Origin of the sequence: Alteromonas sp. 1_MG-2023 (genome assembly GCF_030547075.1) — a bacterium.
Classification (GTDB): Bacteria; Pseudomonadota; Gammaproteobacteria; order Enterobacterales; family Alteromonadaceae; genus Alteromonas.
On record NZ_JAUOQH010000005.1, the window covers coordinates 294,634 to 315,772 of the forward strand.

A 21,139-nucleotide genomic window follows, 5' to 3' on the forward strand; every position below is an offset into this window, starting at 1 on the left:
ATGACATTACCCCTTTCACTACTCGACCTTGCTCCTATTTCTGAAGGGCAAAGCATCAGCAATGCATTAAGCAACTCTAGGGAGTTAGCGAAGCAAGCTGAGCGTAGTGGGTATCAACGTGTGTGGTTGGCGGAACATCACGGCATGCATGGCGTGGCAAGCTCTGCTACCGCCGTTATGCTAGGTAATATTGCCGGCGCTACCAATCATATTCGTGTAGGTGCAGGTGGTGTAATGTTGCCTAATCACGCGCCTTTAGTTATTGCCGAGCAATTTGGTACGCTTGAAACTTTATATCCTGGGCGTATAGATTTAGGGCTTGGCCGAGCCCCAGGCACCGACATGGCTACCGCCAAAGCATTACGCCGCAATCTTAATGGTAACGCCCATGTCGACACTTACCCCGATGACATAAAAGAACTTCAGCATTATTTTAATGCGCCAGAGCCCGGGCAAAAAATCATTGCAGTACCCGGTGCGAATACCCACATACCTTTGTGGTTACTGGGCTCTAGTTTATACAGTGCGCAGTTGGCTGCATCGTTAGGGTTGCCATATTCTTTTGCGTCACACTTTGCGCCAGACCAACTGTTCGATGCCTTACATGTGTATCGTTCTATGTTTACACCATCAGCACAGCAAGAAACACCTCACGTGATGGCAGGGGTAATGGCGGTTGTGGCCGACACCGACGAGGAAGCTCAGTACTTATTTACGTCTGTTCAACAACAGTTTATGAATATGAGGCGCGGGCTGAATAAGCCTTTTGCTAAACCCGTCGATGATTTGTCCAGAATTTGCAGTGAAGCCGACCACGCTATGCTGTCTCATGTGTTGCGTTATGCATTGGTAGGTTCAAAAGAAACGGTAACGGCACAATTAGCTAAGTTTGTAGAGGCAACAGAGGTCGACGAGGTCATTGTTTCAATGCCTATTCATAACTTAGAGGCTAGGCTGAAAAGCGTAGCGCTTTTGGCCGAAGTAGAAATTTAGTGGGAACTTGCGCCTAGCAGAAATGCGCTTGCCACTAAATTTGGGCATGAAACTCTACAACAGAATGCCTTAAATAGAAGACTTTGAATAAAACACGTTAAGTCAAAATAGAAAAGCCTGCTAGTAGCAGGCTTTTAACGCGACGCGACTGGTTTTTTTGAAGATAGTAACGGGCTTTCAAGGTTCGCTAGGGGCTTTTCAAAGTTCGCTAAGGGCTTTTCAAGGATCGCTAGGGATGTTTTACTGTTAGGTATGGGCGTTATTTCTTATTTGCTAGGCGCTCGATAAGTGCCTTATGCTGCGGAAATTTCTCTAACAATTCATGCTGAAAAACTTCAATCATATCTTCTGGTTCCCAGCCTGGAGACACTGCTTCACTTACCAAACCATAATCGCCATCGGTTAATTCGGCCGCTTTGTAAGTGCCACCTGGTACGGCAAGCTGCAACTGCTGACCGTTAGCAATATCTGGCCCAACGACTACTTTTTCGTAGTGACCGTCTGGGTAAATCATGTGGTAGGTAATGGGCGATCCCATGTGATAAAACTCAATGCCATCAGAATACTTGGTATGAAAATGATCAATGCTGTTGTCATTCGTTAGCATGTAATAAATAGCGGTCATGGTGGTGCGCTCACCACGAGCAGTCATAACTTTGTCTCTGTGATCTGCTTTAAAACTTTGGCGAAAATAACCACCTTCGAAATGATGAGATAAATTAAGCTGTTCTATCACCTGTTCTTTAGTCAATGTCTTCATGTTACTACCTGTCATATCGTTGTTGGAGCTGGCTAAGGGTGAGAAACCTGTTAAATATAGGGCCATACAAGCGACTAATGTGCTTATTCTCTTGTTATTACCTGTATTTAGGGCGGTATTGTTTATAAGAGATTTTATTCGCCTCATAATATCGTTATTATCCTATTCGATGGCTGAGTTTTTATCACTCAACCTAGAATAAACCATTTAGTGCTACATTTATGGGAATCAAACCTATATTTTATGCAAACTTCGGCTATGCAGCTAAGTTTAATAACTCTATGATTATTCGAATAATCCCTAATTCTATAGCGTAACTGTCTGGCTGAATAAAGATGAAAAAAACGTCACTACTCATTATGAGTATACTCATTTGCTTTATGTTTCACGCTCCATTAACAGCAAAGCCGTTACGGGTGGCTATTATAGAAACTAGCCCTATCCCCATAGTTACTAGCACAAAAGATGCCTTCGTCAGCGAGTTGTCGGTATTACTGCCTGATGCGGAACTCAACATTGAGGTTTATAACGCTCAAGGAGTAGAAGAGGAGGCTAGGGCGATTGTTCAATCGATAATCGCACAAGGTGAGCCTGACCTTTTAGTGTCGATAGCCACATTAGCCACACGGGCCGCTTATGGCTCAGCATCTGCAATCGGTATTCCTACCTTATTCATGACGGTATCAGACCCCGTTAAAGAGGGGATAGTCTTTGCATTTGGAGAGCGCAGCGAGTCAAATATCACAGGTGAATCCCATGTATTAGATGCCAAAGTGAAACTTGATATGCTAGATGGCTTGATTAAAGCATCTTCGTTATCCGAGCCAATCACTATTGGGCTTGTGCATTCAGATTACCCATCTTCGAAAAGCTCTGTGGAAAGCTTATTAGCACTAGAGAGTCAGTATGCTAATGTAGACTTTGTGACCGTTAGCACTGCCTATGTTGATGGTGCTTCGGGTTTAAACGATATGCGCGACGGCATTGTTAATGCACTCAAGGAAAGTGTAGCAATATCTGATGTTGATACTTATTGGCTTTCTACTGGCCCGTTAATGCAAGCCGATAGATTAGTCGAAACAATTTATAAAGAAACTAAACTATTGCCTATTTTTGCCGAAAGTATAGAGACCGTTGAGCAAGGCGCTCTACTTGGCGTAGTTGCCGATGAAGCCAGTATTGGTAGGTCGGGTGCACTACGAGCAAAGCGAATTTTAAATGGTGAAATGGCCAACGCCATGCCTGTAACTAGAGTGGATAAATACACGATAGCCGTCAATGTATCTACCGCCATTAAGATGCATATTCCTATTCCATCTTCGTATTTAAAGCTATCGAAAAACCACGTGTATCAATAATGAGTTGTATCTAATACCTATGCGAATTAAGTCGAAACTTTTAGCCATATATATCCCCATCCTGTTTACAGGCATGGCGCTGACAGGATATTGGGCGTATTTGACAGCCTACGACTCTGTTCGAGAGCGAGAGTATCAACTACTCACCCAAACCTTGTCTCTTACATTTATTGAGCTTGTGCGAGAACGTCACGAATTATTGGTAGATTCGGGGTTAGAAAATGTGCCCGTTTTTAGAGATGCTTATCAAAAAGAAGTATTTCAAGAATTAGCTTATCTTCATCAATCAACCGGTAAACATTTTGCGGTTAGCGATAAGTCTACTGGCGCAGAGCTTTATAGCACTTATGACGAGTGGGCCTCAATAAACACTACTAATGCCGCTATTACTACTATTAATGCAACAGATATTGCATTCGGTGAATCTGAATGGAATGATCACAATGTATTATTTGCCTGCAGCAAATTCGACCCTTGGAATTGGAAGCTAACGGTTACCCAATCTACTGACGAACTAGAGTTGTCGCTCTCAAAAATAGCGTGGCAAACCATAACTATCACAGTATTTTTGGTCATATTAGTGAGTCTTTTGATAGGAAAAATCACTCAGCATTTTGTTATCTCTCCCATAGGGAAAATTAAAGATGCGACCGGAACTATTGCTGGAAATCATAAGCGTGTAAGCATTGATGTAGATGGCAAAGATGAGCTTAGTGAGCTTGCGCAAGATGTAGAGGCAATGTCGGTAGATATTGAAAGTTATGTGGAACGCGCACAAGCTGCAAATAAAGCGAAAACAGACTTTCTTGCTGTAATGAGCCATGAAATTCGCACACCGTTGAATGGTATTCAAGGGCTAGCAACACTATTACTCGACACCCCATTAGACGATAAGCAAAAGCAGTATGCATCTGATTTGCGCTCCTCAGCTACTATACTTGCTACCGTTATTAATGATGTGCTTGATTTATCTAAAATTGAATCGGGTATGTCTGAGGTTGATGTCACTGAATTCAATTTAGACTTAATGCTTAATGATCTAATTACCTTGTTAGGTATTAATGCGAGCGCAAACAGTACTCGATTAGTATATAAAAGCAGAAACTTATCTTCAGTGCTGGTAACCAGTGATGTGACTAAGCTTCGTCAAATAGTGATAAACCTAGCCAGCAATGCAATTAAATTTACTCACAAAGGTACCGTGACCGTTACGGCGAGCCTTAAAAAAGAAGCTAGCGCAGAAGTCGCCGAAAACCGGTTGGTTATATCGGTAAAAGACACAGGTATAGGTATAGAGCCCGACAGGCTTGAGCATATTTTCGATAAGTTTACCCAGTCTGATTCTTCCATTTCTCGTCGTTACGGTGGCACAGGCTTAGGGTTATCTATTGCCAAGGAGCTTTCACAAATTTTAGACGGTGATGTGAAAGTAATGAGCCAGGTAGGTGAAGGGTCTTGTTTTACGATGTCTGCCAAAGTGAGTGCTCGGACTATCGATGACGGAGCACTGCTAGCGAATGACGACAGTGCTAATCAAAATACAACGCTTAAGACGGGCGTTAAGGTTCTACTCGCTGAAGACAATGCTATTAATGCAGTTGTTGCTCAGGCGCTATTAGAACAGCTTGGCTGTGTGGTAACCCATGTAGACAACGGACTTAAAGCCGCGGCAAAAATTGAAGAAGACACGTTCGATGTCATCTTTATGGATATTCATATGCCGGTAATGGATGGTGTTGAAGCCACTAAACGAATTCGTAGTTCAGAGACTGCAGCGGGGCAAGTGCCAATCATTGGTCTTACCGCAGAAGCATTCAAAGAGCGTCATGAAACATTTAAAAAAGTGGGTATGAACGACGTAGTAACCAAACCCATTACTATTGAAGCGCTAAAAGAAAGCTTACTTAAACTGGCCTTGTAATGAATGCGGGTGTCAACCACCCATGCTTCTTCTATAAACAGACTTTTTCAAAAACGTCTTCAAGTGGTTCAACGAGCGCTTTTCCAAGCGCTTGGCGAAGAATTTGAATATGCGTCTATACTTATTTTTGGTTGTTAATTCATACTAAAGGAAAGTGATGTGGAAGTGGTAAGGCGCCACAGAGAGAAATTTAGGCTTCGGGTCGCCCTTCTTATCGGCACTTCGCTACTAGGGCTATTCATCCTAGCCGATATAGTGCTACTACCTACTCCTTTGCATGAGTTCTATTTACAGAATAGGCTTTTATATCAACTCCCCTTCATATTAGCGGTTATCGCATTTTCATATTCACGCTTTTTTTATGCGAACAGAAGCTGGGTTTTTGCTGGGCTGATGTTAGTGCTTACCTTCGCCAATTACTTGCTTATTTATCAAAGTTGGGCACTACACGGGTTTGCTTTTCCTTACGAAGGCACAATTTTGTATGCCTTTTACTGCGTGTTTGCTCTAGGTGTGTCTTACAAGCTTGCGCTGGTGGCCTCGCTATTAAGCATAGCCGGTTTTATCGGCCTAATGATGGTGGCACCGGTTTACGGAGACCGGGTTATGATTTCAACAGCCTTTGTTGTGGGGTCTTTATTTATATGTGCTTACGCAAAATACCGGCTAGATAGAATTGTGATTTTGTTAAAGACGACCAACAAAAAGCTAAATACCTTAAGCCGAGAAGATGAACTAACTAGTCTTTTGAATCGCCGGGCACTCATGAAGGAAGGAGAGCGGTTGTTATCACTAAGCAAACGGCAAAAGCTGTCTTTTGCAGTGATCATGCTCGACTTAGATGATTTCAAAAAATACAACGATGCCTTTGGTCACCAACAAGGCGATGAGGCAATTGTAACGCAAGCCGATGTGATGCGAGCGGTATTTCAACGTCAAACTGACATATTGGGCCGGTATGGAGGTGAAGAATTTATGATAATAGTCAGTGGGGTTTCTGTGCAAGATATAGAGCAGAGTTGCCAACTCATACTCGATAACTGGCAGCAAAGGGCGTTACCCCATGCTCACGATGCTACGGCTAGCATGGTGTCTTGTTCAATTGGTGCTGTGGTGGCTAGCAGGGCTGATGACCTAAAATTAGAAGAGTTAATCAACAACGCTGATAACGCGCTTTATCAAGCGAAAGCCGCTGGTAAAGCTACCTACAAACTATCAACGCTGAACTAAGCCAGCGTTGATAGGAATAGCTAAGCTTTAAACGTTGTGTTTATAACTTAACAATCATCTTTCCTTTATTTTCGCCAGAAAACAGCATCTTTAAGCCTTTCTCCGCTGACTCAATGCCATCAATAATATGAGAGCGATATTGAATTTTCCCTTGCTGAACATAAGGTGAAAGTTTGGCAACAAGTTGAGGTACTTCGCCCCAATGGTCTGGCATAGCGAATCCACGAATATTGATGCGCTTTTTAATTAACGGTATCCAGTTAGGGCCTGGCGCAGGTTCGTCTGACTGATAGTCGGCAATCATACCGCACACTACTACTCGCCCGTGGTTGTTCATACGATTGATAATATGCTTTTGAATGGGGCCGCCAGTATTTTCAAAGAACACGTCAATTTTGTCAGGGGTGAGTTCGGTTAATTTCGCTTCCAAATCATCAGTTTTGTAGTTTATCGCACCATCAAAGCCAAGTTCATTAACTATCCAATCAGCTTTTTCGTCACTACCTACAACACCTATAACTCGAAGGCCGTCGGCTTTGGCTAGTTGACCAACGATAGATCCTACCGACCCTGCAGCGCCAGTGACAACTAAAGTTTCACCTTCTTTAGGCTCGCCAAAGTTATACAAACCTGTGGTTGCGGTTAAGCCTGGAAGGGCGAATACACAAAGGGCCATTTCTTCAGTAATACCTGGCTGAAGTTTATTGAAACCTTCACCGTTACTAACTAAGTACTCTCGCCAGCCAGTCATGCCCATGACTTTATCGCCAACTGAGAAGTTAGGGTTATTTGATTCAACGACTTCACCCACGCCACTTGAGCGCATAACTTCACCAAGCTCTACAGGAGGAATATAGCTTTCGCGGTCTTCACTCATCCAGCCAAGCATAGCGGGGTCGAGAGACATGTAAGTTTGTTTTACCAGAATTTCACCTTCACCCGGAGAAGGAACGGGTTGCTCACGAGTTTCAAATAAATGGGGGCCAATTTTTCCATCATCTGGGCGATTGACTAATAGAATTTCTTTATTGCTAGGCATATGAAGTTCTCCTTAAGCTATTGAAATTACCTGTACTACAGTTGTGGGGCTAGAAGTTGGTTATACAACCGTATTTGCCAGATGGGTCAGAAATAGTGTGTTTAATTAAACCTTCTCCCATTGCTTTGAGTAATACACAAACACTTCATTTTTTACAATTAATGTAAATGTTTGCAACTCAAGATTTTCAAAATGTTTACATCTTCTTTAATAATGTAGCTAAAATTGTAAAAAATGCGATAAAACAGCGTGAATGGCGTTAACTTGCATTGAACAAAACATACCGTAACCGTAGAATGCTGCATTGCATATTTCCTGTTCTATAAGAGTATTTTATGAAGCAACATTTTTCTTTACGCGCCTCTGTATGCTTAGCATTAGCCACAATGGCTTCTTCTTCTGTACTAGCTGCCGGTTTCCAAGTAAACGAGCACAGTGCCAATGGTTTTGGCCGTGCTATGGCAGGCCAAGCGGCTACCCCTGAAAATGCGTCTATTCTAGCAACTAACCCTGCTGCTATTACTGAATTTGATACAGCACAGTTTAGTGGGCAAATTAGCTTTATCGACCCTAACATTGATATTCGTGGTTCAATGGAAACTACCGTTGGGGATGCAACTATCCCGCAAGATGTGAATGAAAACGATATCGCTACAACAGCGCTAGTACCTTCATTCTTTTATACTTCACCAATAAATGACAAGTTCTCTTGGGGTGTAGGTGCGTTCACTAACTACGGTCTAGCCACAGATTACAGTGAAGGTTTTAACGCGTTGCATTTTGCAGATGACGCAGAAGTAACATCGTTTACCCTAAACCCAGTAGTAGCTTATAAAGTTTCTGATACTTTAAGCCTAGGTTTTGGTCTTAACATTACTTATGCAGAAGCTGAAATTGGTACGTCTATTCCTCAAGCGTTCGGTACGCTGCTAGGTAACGAAGCATTGGGCAACTTAACCGTAATTAAAATGCAGGGTGATGATGTAGGCTATGGTTACAACCTTGGTGCGCTTTGGAAGCCTACAGAAACAACCAAGTTAGCTTTAAGCTACCGCTCAGAAACTAAGTTAAACCTTGAAGGCGAAATTGAGTCTGATTTAGGTGTACTTATTCCTGCAGTTGCAGAATTGTACAACCAAGACGGTTCGCTAGATCTTGATTTCTCGGCTATTACTGAAATTGCTGTTGATCAAAAAGTTGACGATAAAGTATCTCTTCAAGCCAGTATCGTATTAACACAGTGGAGTTCATTCGACGAACTTAACGCTGAGCTAGTAAGCGGCGATGATCTACTGTTGAAAGAAGAAGATTTCGAAGATTCACTACGTGTAAGCATAGGTGGAACTTATCTTTATAACGATAAGCTAACCCTTCGTGCAGGGTACGCTTTCGATGAAGGCGCAGTAAGCTTTGAGCATCGCTCTTTAAGTATTCCTGATACAGACCGTCAGTGGTATACCGTAGGTGCAACCTATGATGTTACTGACAACACGAGTGTTGACCTTGCTTACGCCTATATTAAAGGCCGTGAAGCTCAAGTAAGCCAACAACGTGCTATAGGTTCTATCGTATCTGACCTAACAGCGACAGAGCATGCGTTTGCAAACGTATTTAGCTTACAGGTAAATACAAGCTTCTAATTAAGCATTATCTGAAGAGAAAGGGCATCGAAAAAATCGATGCCCTTTTTTTATCTTTAAAAATTCACCTTGCAGTAAGCTTACATCTCATTAAATTTATATCTCAGAGAACCAATCTTGTAAGCAAGTAATGGCTGCGCTGATTTTAGCAGGTACTAATTCCCTTTTAGGGGTAACCGCATATACGGTGTAATCAGGTAACGACCAGTCAGTAAATAGCTGCTTCATTGAGCCTTCACTAAGCAAATGGCGCACCTCTGGCTCAGGTAATACTGCATATCCAAGACCATCACGCGTAAGTTGAATTAAGGTCTGCATTGAATCGAGCTCAATACGGCTAGACGTTAGCGGCACTTTATCAAACTTGTCGTGCTTCATGACATATTCTTCTATATGACGGTGAGAAATATAGGAATACTCTTGAAGAATATCGGGCGATTCTAAAGGCGATTTTGCCAAAGGATGGTCAGCCGATACGCAAAGAATTCGTCGCCATGTGGCCAACTCTAAACTGCTGAAATTAGTATCAGACACTGGGGTGAAGCCAAGCAATAAATCAGCACCTGAAACAATAATGTCTTTAGGTTGGTCGGTTAGTGTGAGCGATACATTAATTTTCGGAAAGTCCTCACATAACTTCTGTAAGGGCTGGCTTAATAAGCCGCCACCAAAGCCTTCTGGTGCAATAATATTCACTTTACCTGACGGTGCATCTTGAAGCGTTTCAATACGTTCTTGTGCTTCAATGGCTGTATCTAACATCTTTTTGCTGGTGTCGTAATAGATTCTTCCAGCCTCAGTAAGGCTTAAGTTTCGGGTATTACGATTAAATAAACTCAGCCCAATGTCTTGCTCAAGTTTTCGCAGCTGCTGGCTAATCGCCGAAACGGTCATATGCAGGTTTCGGGCTGCAATACTCATGCTACCGCTTTCAGCGACCTCAACAAAAATTTGTAGAGAGCGAAGTAGTTTCATGTTCATTGGTAAGTGTATCCTCATCGATACGAGTTAGTTGGTCTCGCGTTGCTTTATCAAATCCTTTTATGTCTTATAAATGTAATTCAATATGTAGAATTACACATCCTTGTTCAGCTTATGAAACTGCTACTAAACGTGTTTTATTCTTTTGAACACAAAGAAGTAGATTTTAAAACGTGATTTAGCGGCATTCACAGAACGCGGTTTGTTAGGGGCTTGTTTTACACTTTTTTATTATTTGTAAAATGCCGATATAACACTTTCTTTAACACCGAAAACTGGTACGTTAAGACTAAAATAGCGAAGAGCGAGCATGCTATCGCTCTCCACGGGCTCCACTAAAAATTAAATAAGAATGGTGATTATGAAACTTCGCGTTATTTCGCTTCTGCTGTGTATGTCATTTGTTGTAGTGATGTCAGGGTGTACTACGACTTCTACTAGCACTGCACCCCAATATGGCCCTGCTACTTTCACGGGCGATGAATTTACTGCAGTTGTTGTTGCATACGCGCCGGAAATGGAAGGTATTTTAGGTAGGATTGCATCTGATCCTGACGCACAAATCCATACCACTACCACAATTAAGGGCATTACTTACCGTATTGGCACCTATCATGACGAGCCTATACTGGTTTTCGCTACAGGGATGAGCATCGCGAACGCGGCAATGTCTACGCAGATGGCGCTCGATTACTTCCCTGTTAAGCAAGTAGTCTATATGGGCATTGCGGGCGCGGTGAACCCAAAATGGAATCCGGGCGATGTGATCGTGCCAGAGCGCTGGTACTACCATGACGAGAGTGTTTACACTAACGAAGACCCTGAAAATCCTGGTGAATACGTGTTGCCTGCGTATTACGAAAAATTTATGGAAGAGCAGCCAGCCCGTTTAGCGGCCGATCCTCATTACCCTAATTACAAGCCTTTTCACTTTATCCACCCAGACGAAGTGTTAATTGTGAAAGACGGCATGGATAAGCCACAAGATAAGCCTTATTTTACTGCCTCACCAAAGCTACTAGCCGCGGCGAAAACAGCAATGGCAGAAATGCCTGCTCAACGTATTTTGAATGAACGTGATGCCAAGCTGCATGTTGGCGGAAATGGGGTGACAGGTTCGGTGTTTATGGACAACCGAGAATATCGCAAATGGGTTAGGGATGTGTTCGCCGCTGAAGTCACCGAAATGGAATCAACTGCGATTGGCCAAGTATGCACAATTAACGATGTAGACTGGGTCATCATTCGTGCTATTAGTGATTTGGCTGGCGGTCAAGAAGGCGTTAATACGGAAAATTTATACGATAAAGAAGTATCTCGTGTCGGCGCTAACGTATTATTTGCTGTGCTAGACCAACTAGCCGAATAAATAAGAAGTCATAGCTAAGGCTTACATTTACCTATAAATATTTCAGCTCAATCTTATTGGTAAATATTAAGGGCGAGGCGAAAACGTTGTATATCAATAACGCCTGCCTCGCCTTTTTTATGCTTGCTGTTCACTGACTGGCTTCTGGTTAGCCTGTTAGCTAGCGAATAGTGCGCACCATGTTTATGGTGGTAGTCGCTAGTTTCACTTCCACAAGAAACACCACAAGAGCACATATTAGAAACATCATTGCCAGTATAAACAGTGAAATAACCGGCGTTTTCAAATCGACAAACCACAACGAACCCGCAAACAAAGCCACAATTACAGTACACACCATTAAGCCTGATGCTACGCAAAGGCCGATGGCCCAGTTAATCACTTTAACTCTGCGCCAAAGCACTTTTATTTCTCGCTTAGAACGGTCGACAATATGCGGGTCTGACAATGTATGTATTTGTCTTTCCGCTACTCTTACCCTGTCTGATATTCTGCCCAGGCGTGACGACATAACATTTAAAAAGCCTGCTATACCCGTAAGTAAAAATACGGGGGCTACTGCAAATTCAATAAGCTGAGATAGACTGGGTATTAAAGTATCCAAAAAAATTTCTCCGGTACGACATTACTGTAATGTATTCGTCTTTACATAGCGTATACGTAAGTTAGCGCATTCGCGAGCACTTGTGCTATGGGGTGAAGCCCTAGCATGCTCGCACTTGGAGGCATAAGCAGCGCGGCAACATATTTGTCCTCGAACTGTGCCTTATTTTATGCTCGAATACACCTACTTTACAGGTATGTTAATTTCTCCCCAATTCTATCGAAAGGATAAGCGATGAGCTCCACATTCAGGTTACTTTTGAATAGCCTTAGCACAGTAACTATCGTGGCTTTTTCTTCTGTGACCAACGCTCAAATGTCAGAAGAGCAACTGGCTCGAGTAGAGCAAGAAGAGCAAGAAGAACAAGTACAAGCGCCCCCCGAAGCAATAGATCGTGTGGTAACAACGGGAAGTAGAATTGCTAATTCCACCTCAAATTCGGGGTATGTGGTATCTAGTGTTTCAAGCGATGACATAAGCTTTGTGTCACCAAGCCATATACAAGAAGTGTTGAATTTTATTGCAGGCGCGGGTGTTCAGCGAGGAAATGGTCAGGAATATTTACCTGCACTACGATCGCCAGTGCTTACAGGGGCTGGGGCTTGCGGCGGTATACTGGCTGCTGAAGATAACATTCCTTTACGCGCAGCCGGTTTTTGTAATATTAACGAGCTGTTCGAAGCTCATGGTGAAATGGCTGAACGCATCGAAGTGTTAAAAGGCCCTGCTTCACCCCTTTATGGCTCCAACGCTATTCACGGCGTGATAAATGTTATTACCCCAGATGTTACCCAAGATACCGCCTTATATGGAATTGATTATGGCTCTTACGGCTATAGCAGACTGAAGTTAAGGCAAGGTAAAGACTTTGGTGATTCGGGTGTAGGTATAAACGCGAGTATTACCCGCGACGGTGGGTATCGAGACGAAGAAAGTGTGGATCAAGAAAAGGTTAACCTTCGCCATCGCTACGAAGTTGATAACCTAAAGGTAACCAATGGGCTGACGTACACGCATTTAGATCAAGAAACCGCCGGTTACATTACTGGCTTTGAAAGCTATAAAGATGAAGATATCGCTCAAGGTAACGAGAACCCTGAAGCCTTTCGAAAAGCGAAAAGTTTACGAGTGTGGAGCAAGGTAGATGTAGCATTAAGCGGCGCCAATGCACTGTCTATTACACCTTATTATCGCGACCAAAGCATGGAATTTCGCATGCATTTTTTACCCGGTACACCTCTTGAAGAAAACGAGCAAGAAGGCTTTGGTGTACTTTCCCAATATCATCATGTGGTGAACAATACGCTAAGTATTGATGCAGGATTAGACGCCGAATATACCCAAGGAAGCTTGATACAAGCCCAAGATAGCGAAACTGTGGGCTCAGCTTTCCTAGTGGAAACAGTGCCTGCTGGGCTTCATTATGACTACCAAGTAGACGCTACCCTTTATGCGCCATTTATTGCGCTAAATTGGCAGCAAGCAGCGTGGGCGGTTTCATTGGGTGGGCGGTATGAGTATATGGACTACGATTACACCAACAACATGATATCGGGTCGTACTCGTGAAGATGGTTCTGAATGTGGCTTTGGTGGCTGTCGATACGCAAGGCCCGAAAGTGGTACCAACGACTACAGTAACTTTAGCCCTAAACTCTCGGTGAGTTATCAAAGCAGCGAAACAACTCAGTGGTATGCGGGGCTATCTCGAGGTTACCGTGCCCCTCAGGCGACTGAGCTTTACAGACTTCAGCGCAGTCAACAAATTGCGGACTTAGACTCTGTCACCGCTACCAATGTAGAGCTTGGTGTAAAAGGGCAGCACCAAGCCTTTAGCTATGTGGTGTCGGTTTATAGCTTAACCAAAGACAATGTGATTTATCGAGATAGTGATTTTTTCAATGTCAGTAACGGCGAAACTTGGCATAGGGGCGTTGAGCTAACCCTTAACTATCAAATTAGCCAAGGGTTTGATGTCGCGTTTGCAGGAAGCTATGCCAAACATACGTATGAGCACAGTGAGCTTTTAGGCGAAGTCGATATAAAAGGCAACGATATTGATACCGCGCCAAACCTTACTTTTAATAGTCGCTTAGGCTATACCCTTACTAAAAATGCCAGAGCAGAAATTGAATGGCAACATGTTGATGAATACTACACCGATCCTGAAAATCTAAACGAATACGAGGGGCATGATCTATTAAACCTACGCGTATCTTGGGCAATTTCGTCTGAACTGTCTGTGTATGCAAGAGTGAATAACTTGCTCGATACCGCCTATGCTGAGCGGGCCGATTATACAACCTTTACCGCAGATAGGTACTTTCCAGGGCGGCCAAGAAGCGTAATGCTTAGCGTTAATTATCAGTATTAGTTAAAACCATTACCTTCACTGGTATAAAAAGCGGTAGCGTGGGTGTCACGGCTACCGCTTTTTTATTATTCTTTATCGTATGCCCTGTTCGAACCACCGCTTCAAACTTGCGAGGAAATAGGTTCAGGCGTACTGTTAAGCCTTCAACTTGCTGCGAATACCTTTAGTCGCGCCAGGTATATCATTTCAATAATCGTGGATTATGGAAGATGAGATACGTGGAATGATTAATTTATAGGTAAACCCATGCAAAAAATAGTTGTTGTCGGTGGTGGCGCTGGAGGTCTTGAACTCGTTAGCCGCTTAAGCCGCACCCTCGGGAGAAAGAACGAAGCAGAAATAACCCTAGTTGACAGAAGTCGCACGCACATTTGGAAGCCTTTGCTTCATGAAGTGGCTGCAGGCGTTATAGATAAGCACTCAGATGGCGTAGATTACGCTATTCATGCTGCTGCTCATCACTACCGCTTTCAGTTAGGGAGTATGTGTGCCATTGATGCAGAAACCAAAACTATAACCCTCGCGTCGTTATTCGACGATGAGGGCGTGTCGATATTACCCGAACGTAAAATACCCTACGATCAACTAGTATTGGCGATTGGCAGTGTCAGTAACGACTTCGGCACACCAGGTGTTGCGCAAAATTGTTACTTTCTCGACTCCCTCTTACAGGCCGAACGCTTTCACAGAGGTCTGTTAAATCAGCTTATTCGAATTAATCAGCAGGAAGATGAAAATAGCTTTATTAAAGTGGCTATTGTGGGGGCAGGTGCCACGGGCACAGAGTTAGCCGCTCAGCTTCATCATGTCGCTAACTTATCGAAAACCTACGGCATGCCGGGTATGTCGGCATCCCGTTTAAAAATTACTATAGTAGAAGCCGGTGAGCGAATACTGCCCGCATTGCCAGAGCGTATTGCTAATTCAGCCCGTAAGGCGTTGCATAAACTTGGTGTGGATATTAAAGAAAGTACTATGGTGGCTGAGGCTGATGAAAATGGGCTTATTACCAAAGACGGCAGCCGTGTTGATGCTGATTTGATGGTGTGGGCGGCAGGGGTGAAGGCGCCGGATTTTGTGACCGAAATGGGCATTTTCGAGACTAATCGTGCAAACCAAATTCTTGTTAATGAGCACTTACAAAGTACCGGCGACAGCAATATTTGGGTCATTGGCGATTGCTGTGGTTTCAAGCAAGAAAATGGCAAGTGGGTGCCGCCAAGAGCGCAGTCTGCACATCAAATGGCAAATACCGCAGCAGACAACATTACTGCATTGCAGCGGGGTAAAGCGCTAAAAGGTTATGTGTATAAAGACTATGGATCGCTCGTACATTTAAGTAACTACAGCACAGTAGGAAGCTTAATGGGCTCGCTCTCAAATTCAAGCATGTTTATTGAAGGGCGCTTAGCGAAGATAGTTTATATTTCTTTGTACAACATGCATCAATTTGCCGTGCACGGAAAGCTTAGAGGGGCACTTAAGTTGCTGCTTAAGAAACTAAGTTATGCAATTAGTCCTAAGCTGAAATTACACTAAAGCCGGCGTACTAAACAATATCTAGTTGTTGATGAACGGTATTATATTTAGCTAACTGAGAGTTGGCCATGTAAGTAGTATGCTTAGCGCGACCCTAGGTGAAACAGTACAAGTAAACATAAAGCCCGCATTAGCGGGCTTTATTGTTGTTAAACAGTGGGGCCTACTGTTTAACACCTTCAACGTGAAGAGAAAGCTCAACGTTTTGTGATGCCGGACCTAAGCTATCGTTAATGCCATAGTCTTTAAGCGCAATGGTAGTTGTGCCAGAAAAACCAGCGCGGTAGCCACCCCATGGATCTTTACCCTCACCTACTTTTTTAGCTTCTATCGTGACAGGGTTGGTAACACCGTGCAGCGTGAGGTTGCCGGTAATATCTAGCAAACCATTTCCTTTGTCAGTCACTTTGGTGCTGACAAACGTGGTTTTCGGAAATTCTTTGGCACTTAAAAAGTCTTTGCTTCTTAGGTGTTTGTCACGCTCTGAATGGTTTGAATCTAGGCTGCCAGTGTCGATAGTAACTGACACAGAAGCTGCGCTCGGGCTTTTCTCATCGTAGCTAAAAGTGCCTTTAAAGTCGTTAAAGCGACCAGTGAGCCATGAGTAACCTAAATGCTGGATTTTAAAGTTGACCGATGCATGGGCATCTTTCGAATCAATGACATAGTCTGCTGCATTCGCAGTGCTTAATGAAAGCGCAGTCACTAGCGCAAATGTTAACTTCTTCATGAAAATTTCCTTAAATTATTAAGTGAGTGAAGCCGTAACATCTGCTTCAAAGTGGCATCTTTATCAACAACATGGTGCTTCAAGGCGGCTAGCCCATGCAACGAAGCCAGTACAATCAGTGTCCACGCAAGATAAAAGTGTACCTCACCGGCTAGGTCTTCTTGATGTTCAATAAACTCACCTAGCCCAGGAACCGCAAACCAACTAAACACCTCTATGGCTCTGCCGTCGGCAGTTGAGATTAGGTATCCAGAAGTGAAAAGTGCTAGCAGCACAAGGTAAAGCGCACTATGCCCCGCCTTACTTGCCAACTGTTCAACCTTACTGCCAAAAGCAAGAGGACGTTTAGTGAATATTCGGGTAAAAAGCCGCGTTAAGGTAATGGCTAACAACAGCAAGCCTACACTCTTGTGCCAGTGAGGCGCCGTTTTGTACCATTCGCTGTAGTAGGTTAAATCTGTCATCCACAACCCAGAGGAAAACATACCTATAACCACCAGTAAGGTCAGCCAGTGAACTAGGATTAGCCAAATAGGCCAACGTTGTTTCATAAATGAAAGGGTCAGTAAAACCACTCGTAAATCTAGTCTACTGAAACAAATAAGCCGCGAATATTACAAAGGTACTTATAGAGCGTTCTATTTATTAGAATGAATTGGCGGAGAAATATGTATTTAATTTTAGGAATTAGATAATAAGCGATAAATTGTCTAAAAATTGAGGCGGAGCTACGTAGATCTCCAATAAAAAAGTCATATAGTATAGATAAGGGTTGGCAAACCCGTTTCTAATCTCATTGGAGTTTTTCTTTTGAATTTACTGTTGTTGCTTTTAACAATGTCATTTTTGGTACCTGAGAACGGTGCTAGCAGTGCGTTGGGCGAAGAGATAACACAAGTATCAAAAGAAATTAGTATCCAATATGCTGCATCCGAAAGCCAAGAGCAGGCAAGTGATAAAGATGAGCTTGACGATGGAGCCTACTTCCTTAGCACGTTATGGGCGAGCACGACGGTTCCCAACACTCGCTCTTTTTCCTATAGCCTTTCAAGTAATGCAGGCTATGCAGCACATCTTATTCGCGCTCCACCCCGCCTTAGTTAAACAATAAATATTCGTTCATTTATTTAATTTGTTAACTATTTCTAAGGGGAAGGTAATGCATACCTTACAACTTCATAAAACCGATGCCGCCGATCGTTTAGCTTGGCCTGTCATTGAAAATAAAGTATCTATCACATCGCCTGCAATGGCCGTGTTTACCGACTTTAAACAATATATGCCGCATGTTATTGATGAAACTGCACCTGCGACAAGAGTCGAAAGAATTATGCGTCAAGCACATGTTCGTATGATGCTGGTGGTAGATGCAAACAATGCATTTATAGGCATCATTACGTCTGAAGACGTGTGCGAGCAGCATATTGTACAAAGAATTGCTGAGTTAAAAGTGCCTAGAGATGGGTTAGTGGTTCGCGACTTCATGCAAACGAAAACGTCATTAATGTCATTCGACTACACGGAATTGACAAAATCGTCAGTAGGGGATGTGGTAGAAACGCTTAAAGACTATGGGCAGCACCATTGCCTAGTACTAGATAGAGACTCTCACGAAGTGCGCGGCGTTATTAGTGTCAGCGATATTGCACGTGAATTAAGAGCCCCTCTTGATGTTCAAGATAAGCCAACGTTCTCACAGCTAATTCGAGTATTGGCTGCGTAACCTATTCCATAGTACTACTGTGGCAGAGACTTTCAACTCTGCTAGTTACCGCTTCCGGTAGACCAATATTGAATCGAGCCCTTAACCTTGTTAAGGGCTCGACTGATTTCAATGTTTCGAATTGTTGGCTATAGTTTTATTGTGTTCTATTGAAGTGCAGGGAACTATGAAAACAGTACATGGCTCATTTGTTGTTACGCGGTGCGGTAACGTAATGCTTACTCAAGCTTACGGTCCTTGGAATAGAGAGTGTGTTGACAGCTTAGTCCTTGATTATCGCCAAAAGTCTATTGATATGCATGGTAGTAAGTGGGGGGATATAGTGGTTCTTGAAGGCGAATCTTTACTCATTCCTGATGCTGAGAGCCTTCTGACTGAACGTTTATCAGCAGTACATCATCTTGGGTTAAGTCATTTAGCGTTAGTGCTTGAATCATCATTGGTCAAATCAACCACTAGAAATCAACTTGAAGTGGTATACCGTCAAACCGGCGTAGACTTTTCTTTCTTTGAAACGTATGAAGAAGCAAGGACGTGGTTAATTCATCAAGGTTACACCCTTGATGAAGTAGAAGAGCGCACACATTTTGCAAAAGCCAAGCAACACTGTCAGTAATTATATAAAGCTCTGCAAGTTGGAATGATTCTCGCAACTTCTTCGATAACTAAGATGTTTTACGCGACAGTAATCGAGGCCAAACTATGATCCATAGCACCTATCCACCTAGTGTAGTTATCAAAGCTTTCACATGGGCATACCAAGAAGTTGGCTTGAATCAAGCCGAGGCTGCTGATTTACTTGGTATTTCTGAATCGTCCCTATCACAAACTACCTTGCTTGGATTCGAACACGGCACCACCGAGTACCGGAAACAGCTTTCTTTCATCCGTATGTATCATTTACTCATTGCGTTGTCAGAAGGGGACAGTGAAGCCATGCAGTTATGGTTTCAACAATACCAAAGCGCAATTGCAACCACGCCTAAAGATTTATGTTTTACCTCAGATGGCATTGAAAAAGTGACGGATTACTTACGAGAGCTAAAACAGACGGTGGAATTAAATCCTAGCTTCTCGCATTTATCACGTACTAATACCAATTCGACTGCGCGAGCAATGACGCACTAATCGTGATTGCAACGTACAGGTAGCGTGTATATAACCTCGCAAAATCTTTGCAGACCTCAATTTGTAGCTGTAACCAGAATTTATTCGCTTAATTTAACATCTAACGAGGCACTAGCGTCTACAGTAGTTTCATTGGTTACCGCCGTACTAACACCGCTCACTTGATTAATAAAGTGGAAACAGGCATCAGGCTGAGTGTTAATAATCATATGCCCAGCCCCAGAGATTGTTTGAGTAATGCTGTCAGGAATCGATTCAACAATAAATGACATATGGGTGTCTGGAGATAGGATAGGATCTGACTCACCAAATAGTACTCCCATAGGGCATGAAATGGATTCATATAGCCTAAATTGTTGATAGAGACTTTCTATTGACCCAACCATATCACTGCTGGCTTGATAAAAGCTCTGTGAATGCAATGCCAATGCGCCACCGCATTCATTAGCAAAGTTAGACGGTACTCGCTCGGGAGAAAATACTTGAGCAATATGTTTTTTTCCAATAAATACTCGTAGCGGCGTGGCTATTGTGCGACTAACGAAGTAACGCAAACCTTGGTAGGGAATGTACAACATTGATAGTGGACCTGGCCCTTTAGTAAGTGGAACGGTTAACGGGCAAAGTAGTGATACGGATTTAATTTTTTCAGGTGCATCGATTGCTAGTCGCAATGCAATTGCACCACCCATCGAATGACCCGCAACATGGGCTTGGTTTAGGCCTAACTGTGTCATCCAATCCAAAATAGCGGCGCTTTGTACATTGAAGTTAGCTGACGTACTGCGAGAGCGAGTAGAAAAGCCATTACCGGGCCGGTCGATACTGTAAACCGTATAATACTTAGCTAACTGCTGCGCTAAGTCAGAGAAGTTAAGTGCATTACCCGAAAGGCCATGAATGAGGATAAGTGCAGGCCCGTCACCTTGTTTGATGTAATGAAACTCTTCTTGCTGTACGTTTAAAAATTGGCCTGGTGGTCGAATGCCATTTTCAATTTTTTTATCGATGTGTTGCGTGAAAAACCACGCGGCTAATAGCAGACAAAATATAATCGTGACAACAATATAAATGATTAACACAATGTGTTTCCTTTATTAGTGTAATTGATAAACTAATGAGAAATAGACAAACAGTCAATGTGCGCCTTACTAACGTAACCATGCACTTACTGCCTAATTACTGATAGGAATAGAGCACTACCCTTTAGATATGATTACAATTACTCCAACTATAACGCTAGAAGATAGCGATATTGAGATGCAAGCCATCAGAGCGCAGGGCGCTGGTGGGCAAAATGTAAATAAGGTGAGCAGCGCAATTCATTTGCGTCTGGATATACCTGCATCTTCGTTGACGCAAGAAGTGAAAGATACACTGCTGAATACCAAAGACAGTCGTATTTCGAATGAAGGTGTTTTTGTTTTAAAAGCGCAAAACTCTCGTACCCAAGAGCAAAATCGAGAAGATGCCATTGTGCGTTTGAAGGCATGGATAAAGAGTGCCACTAAAAAGCAAAAGCCAAGGAGAGCAACGCGCATGAGTCGAGCTGTAAAAGCACGACGTGGCGAGGCTAAAAAGCAGCAAAGCGTGAGAAAGAGTTTACGGAAAAAAGTGGATATTTAACGCGCTTTAACCTAAAGTATAACGCTTCAGCAAAGTCGTTTTGTAAAATGAATGGAACATTCTAAGTATTAATGAGTTAAGTACGAAAAGATACGATTTAGGAATACGTTTTACGCTTGAGCTGT

20 protein-coding genes are annotated in these 21,139 nt (G+C 43.0%); 13 read left to right on the forward strand and 7 right to left on the reverse strand.

The features are described from left to right. Complete coding sequence (locus Q4561_RS07945; protein ID WP_303458951.1) at positions 1–993, forward strand: LLM class flavin-dependent oxidoreductase; 993 nt, start codon at positions 1–3, stop codon at positions 991–993. A gap of 259 nt (positions 994–1,252) precedes the next feature. Here Q4561_RS07945 and Q4561_RS07950 read toward each other — a convergent pair whose 3' ends face one another. Further along, complete coding sequence (locus Q4561_RS07950; RefSeq protein WP_303458953.1) at positions 1,253–1,753, reverse strand: cupin domain-containing protein; 501 nt, start codon at positions 1,751–1,753, stop codon at positions 1,253–1,255. A 335-nt stretch (positions 1,754–2,088) separates the two neighbouring features. On the opposite strand from Q4561_RS07950, the gene Q4561_RS07955 reads away from it, so the two are divergent. The 3 genes from Q4561_RS07955 to Q4561_RS07965 all read left to right on the forward strand — a co-directional run bounded on the left by Q4561_RS07955 (position 2,089) and on the right by Q4561_RS07965 (position 6,262). Next, positions 2,089–3,111, forward strand: coding sequence for an ABC transporter substrate-binding protein (locus Q4561_RS07955; RefSeq protein ID WP_303458955.1), 1,023 nt, complete (start codon positions 2,089–2,091; stop codon positions 3,109–3,111). Between the two features lie 19 nt (positions 3,112–3,130). After that, the gene (locus tag Q4561_RS07960) at positions 3,131–5,032 is read left to right on the forward strand and encodes an ATP-binding protein (RefSeq protein ID WP_303458956.1); all 1,902 of its coding nucleotides are present in this window, start codon (positions 3,131–3,133) and stop codon (positions 5,030–5,032) included. A gap of 159 nt (positions 5,033–5,191) precedes the next feature. After that, positions 5,192–6,262 carry a diguanylate cyclase gene (locus tag Q4561_RS07965; protein ID WP_303458958.1) on the forward strand — a complete coding sequence of 357 codons (1,071 nt, stop codon included), beginning with the start codon at positions 5,192–5,194 and terminating at the stop codon, positions 6,260–6,262. Positions 6,263–6,302: 40 nt separating this feature from the next. Here the strand turns inward: Q4561_RS07965 and Q4561_RS07970 are convergent, their stop codons facing one another. Further along, positions 6,303–7,301: an NADP-dependent oxidoreductase gene (locus tag Q4561_RS07970; RefSeq protein ID WP_303458961.1), complete on the reverse strand. Its 999-nt coding sequence runs from the start codon at positions 7,299–7,301 to the stop codon at positions 6,303–6,305. A 335-nt stretch (positions 7,302–7,636) separates the two neighbouring features. Here Q4561_RS07970 and Q4561_RS07975 point away from each other — a divergent pair, with 335 nt between their 5' ends. Next, a complete protein-coding gene (locus Q4561_RS07975) occupies positions 7,637–8,941 on the forward strand; it encodes an outer membrane protein transport protein (RefSeq protein ID WP_303458964.1) in 1,305 nt (434 codons plus the stop codon). A 96-nt stretch (positions 8,942–9,037) separates the two neighbouring features. Here Q4561_RS07975 and Q4561_RS07980 read toward each other — a convergent pair whose 3' ends face one another. Next, the gene (locus Q4561_RS07980) at positions 9,038–9,922 is read right to left on the reverse strand and encodes a LysR family transcriptional regulator (RefSeq protein WP_303458966.1); all 885 of its coding nucleotides are present in this window, start codon (positions 9,920–9,922) and stop codon (positions 9,038–9,040) included. A gap of 361 nt (positions 9,923–10,283) precedes the next feature. Here Q4561_RS07980 and Q4561_RS07985 point away from each other — a divergent pair, with 361 nt between their 5' ends. After that, positions 10,284–11,291, forward strand: a complete 1,008-nt coding sequence (locus tag Q4561_RS07985) for a 5'-methylthioadenosine/S-adenosylhomocysteine nucleosidase (protein WP_303458968.1) — start codon at positions 10,284–10,286, stop codon at positions 11,289–11,291. 160 nt (positions 11,292–11,451) lie between these two features. Here Q4561_RS07985 and Q4561_RS07990 read toward each other — a convergent pair whose 3' ends face one another. Continuing rightward, the gene (locus tag Q4561_RS07990; RefSeq protein ID WP_013786482.1) at positions 11,452–11,895 is read right to left on the reverse strand and encodes a DUF2721 domain-containing protein; all 444 of its coding nucleotides are present in this window, start codon (positions 11,893–11,895) and stop codon (positions 11,452–11,454) included. Between the two features lie 234 nt (positions 11,896–12,129). Between Q4561_RS07990 and Q4561_RS07995 the strand changes: the two genes are divergently transcribed. Next, positions 12,130–14,268, forward strand: a complete 2,139-nt coding sequence (locus Q4561_RS07995; protein WP_303458972.1) for a TonB-dependent receptor — start codon at positions 12,130–12,132, stop codon at positions 14,266–14,268. Positions 14,269–14,514: 246 nt separating this feature from the next. Then, entirely contained in the window at positions 14,515–15,807 is a 1,293-nt protein-coding gene (locus Q4561_RS08000; RefSeq protein ID WP_303458975.1) for an NAD(P)/FAD-dependent oxidoreductase, read from the forward strand. 163 nt (positions 15,808–15,970) lie between these two features. Here Q4561_RS08000 and Q4561_RS08005 read toward each other — a convergent pair whose 3' ends face one another. After that, on the reverse strand, positions 15,971–16,537 hold the full coding sequence (locus Q4561_RS08005) for a YceI family protein (RefSeq protein WP_303458977.1): 567 nt from the start codon (positions 16,535–16,537) through the stop codon (positions 15,971–15,973). After that, positions 16,534–17,088: a cytochrome b gene (locus Q4561_RS08010; RefSeq protein WP_303458978.1), complete on the reverse strand. Its 555-nt coding sequence runs from the start codon at positions 17,086–17,088 to the stop codon at positions 16,534–16,536. Before Q4561_RS08010 ends, Q4561_RS08005 begins: the two co-directional genes overlap by 4 nt. A gap of 259 nt (positions 17,089–17,347) precedes the next feature. Here Q4561_RS08010 and Q4561_RS08015 point away from each other — a divergent pair, with 259 nt between their 5' ends. The 4 genes from Q4561_RS08015 to Q4561_RS08030 all read left to right on the forward strand — a co-directional run bounded on the left by Q4561_RS08015 (position 17,348) and on the right by Q4561_RS08030 (position 19,388). Beyond that, on the forward strand, positions 17,348–17,641 hold the full coding sequence (locus Q4561_RS08015; protein WP_303458980.1) for a hypothetical protein: 294 nt from the start codon (positions 17,348–17,350) through the stop codon (positions 17,639–17,641). A 55-nt stretch (positions 17,642–17,696) separates the two neighbouring features. Further along, the gene (locus tag Q4561_RS08020) at positions 17,697–18,260 is read left to right on the forward strand and encodes a CBS domain-containing protein (protein WP_303458982.1); all 564 of its coding nucleotides are present in this window, start codon (positions 17,697–17,699) and stop codon (positions 18,258–18,260) included. A gap of 166 nt (positions 18,261–18,426) precedes the next feature. Beyond that, complete coding sequence (locus Q4561_RS08025; protein WP_303458984.1) at positions 18,427–18,876, forward strand: hypothetical protein; 450 nt, start codon at positions 18,427–18,429, stop codon at positions 18,874–18,876. 86 nt (positions 18,877–18,962) lie between these two features. Further along, positions 18,963–19,388: a hypothetical protein gene (locus Q4561_RS08030; RefSeq protein ID WP_303458985.1), complete on the forward strand. Its 426-nt coding sequence runs from the start codon at positions 18,963–18,965 to the stop codon at positions 19,386–19,388. A gap of 80 nt (positions 19,389–19,468) precedes the next feature. Here Q4561_RS08030 and Q4561_RS08035 read toward each other — a convergent pair whose 3' ends face one another. Then, positions 19,469–20,470: an alpha/beta fold hydrolase gene (locus Q4561_RS08035; RefSeq protein ID WP_303458986.1), complete on the reverse strand. Its 1,002-nt coding sequence runs from the start codon at positions 20,468–20,470 to the stop codon at positions 19,469–19,471. 130 nt (positions 20,471–20,600) lie between these two features. On the opposite strand from Q4561_RS08035, the gene arfB reads away from it, so the two are divergent. Then, positions 20,601–21,014 (forward strand): alternative ribosome rescue aminoacyl-tRNA hydrolase ArfB, encoded by a 414-nt coding sequence (gene arfB, locus Q4561_RS08040; protein WP_303458988.1) that lies wholly within the window; start codon positions 20,601–20,603, stop codon positions 21,012–21,014. The last annotated feature ends 125 nt before the right edge of the window (positions 21,015–21,139 follow it).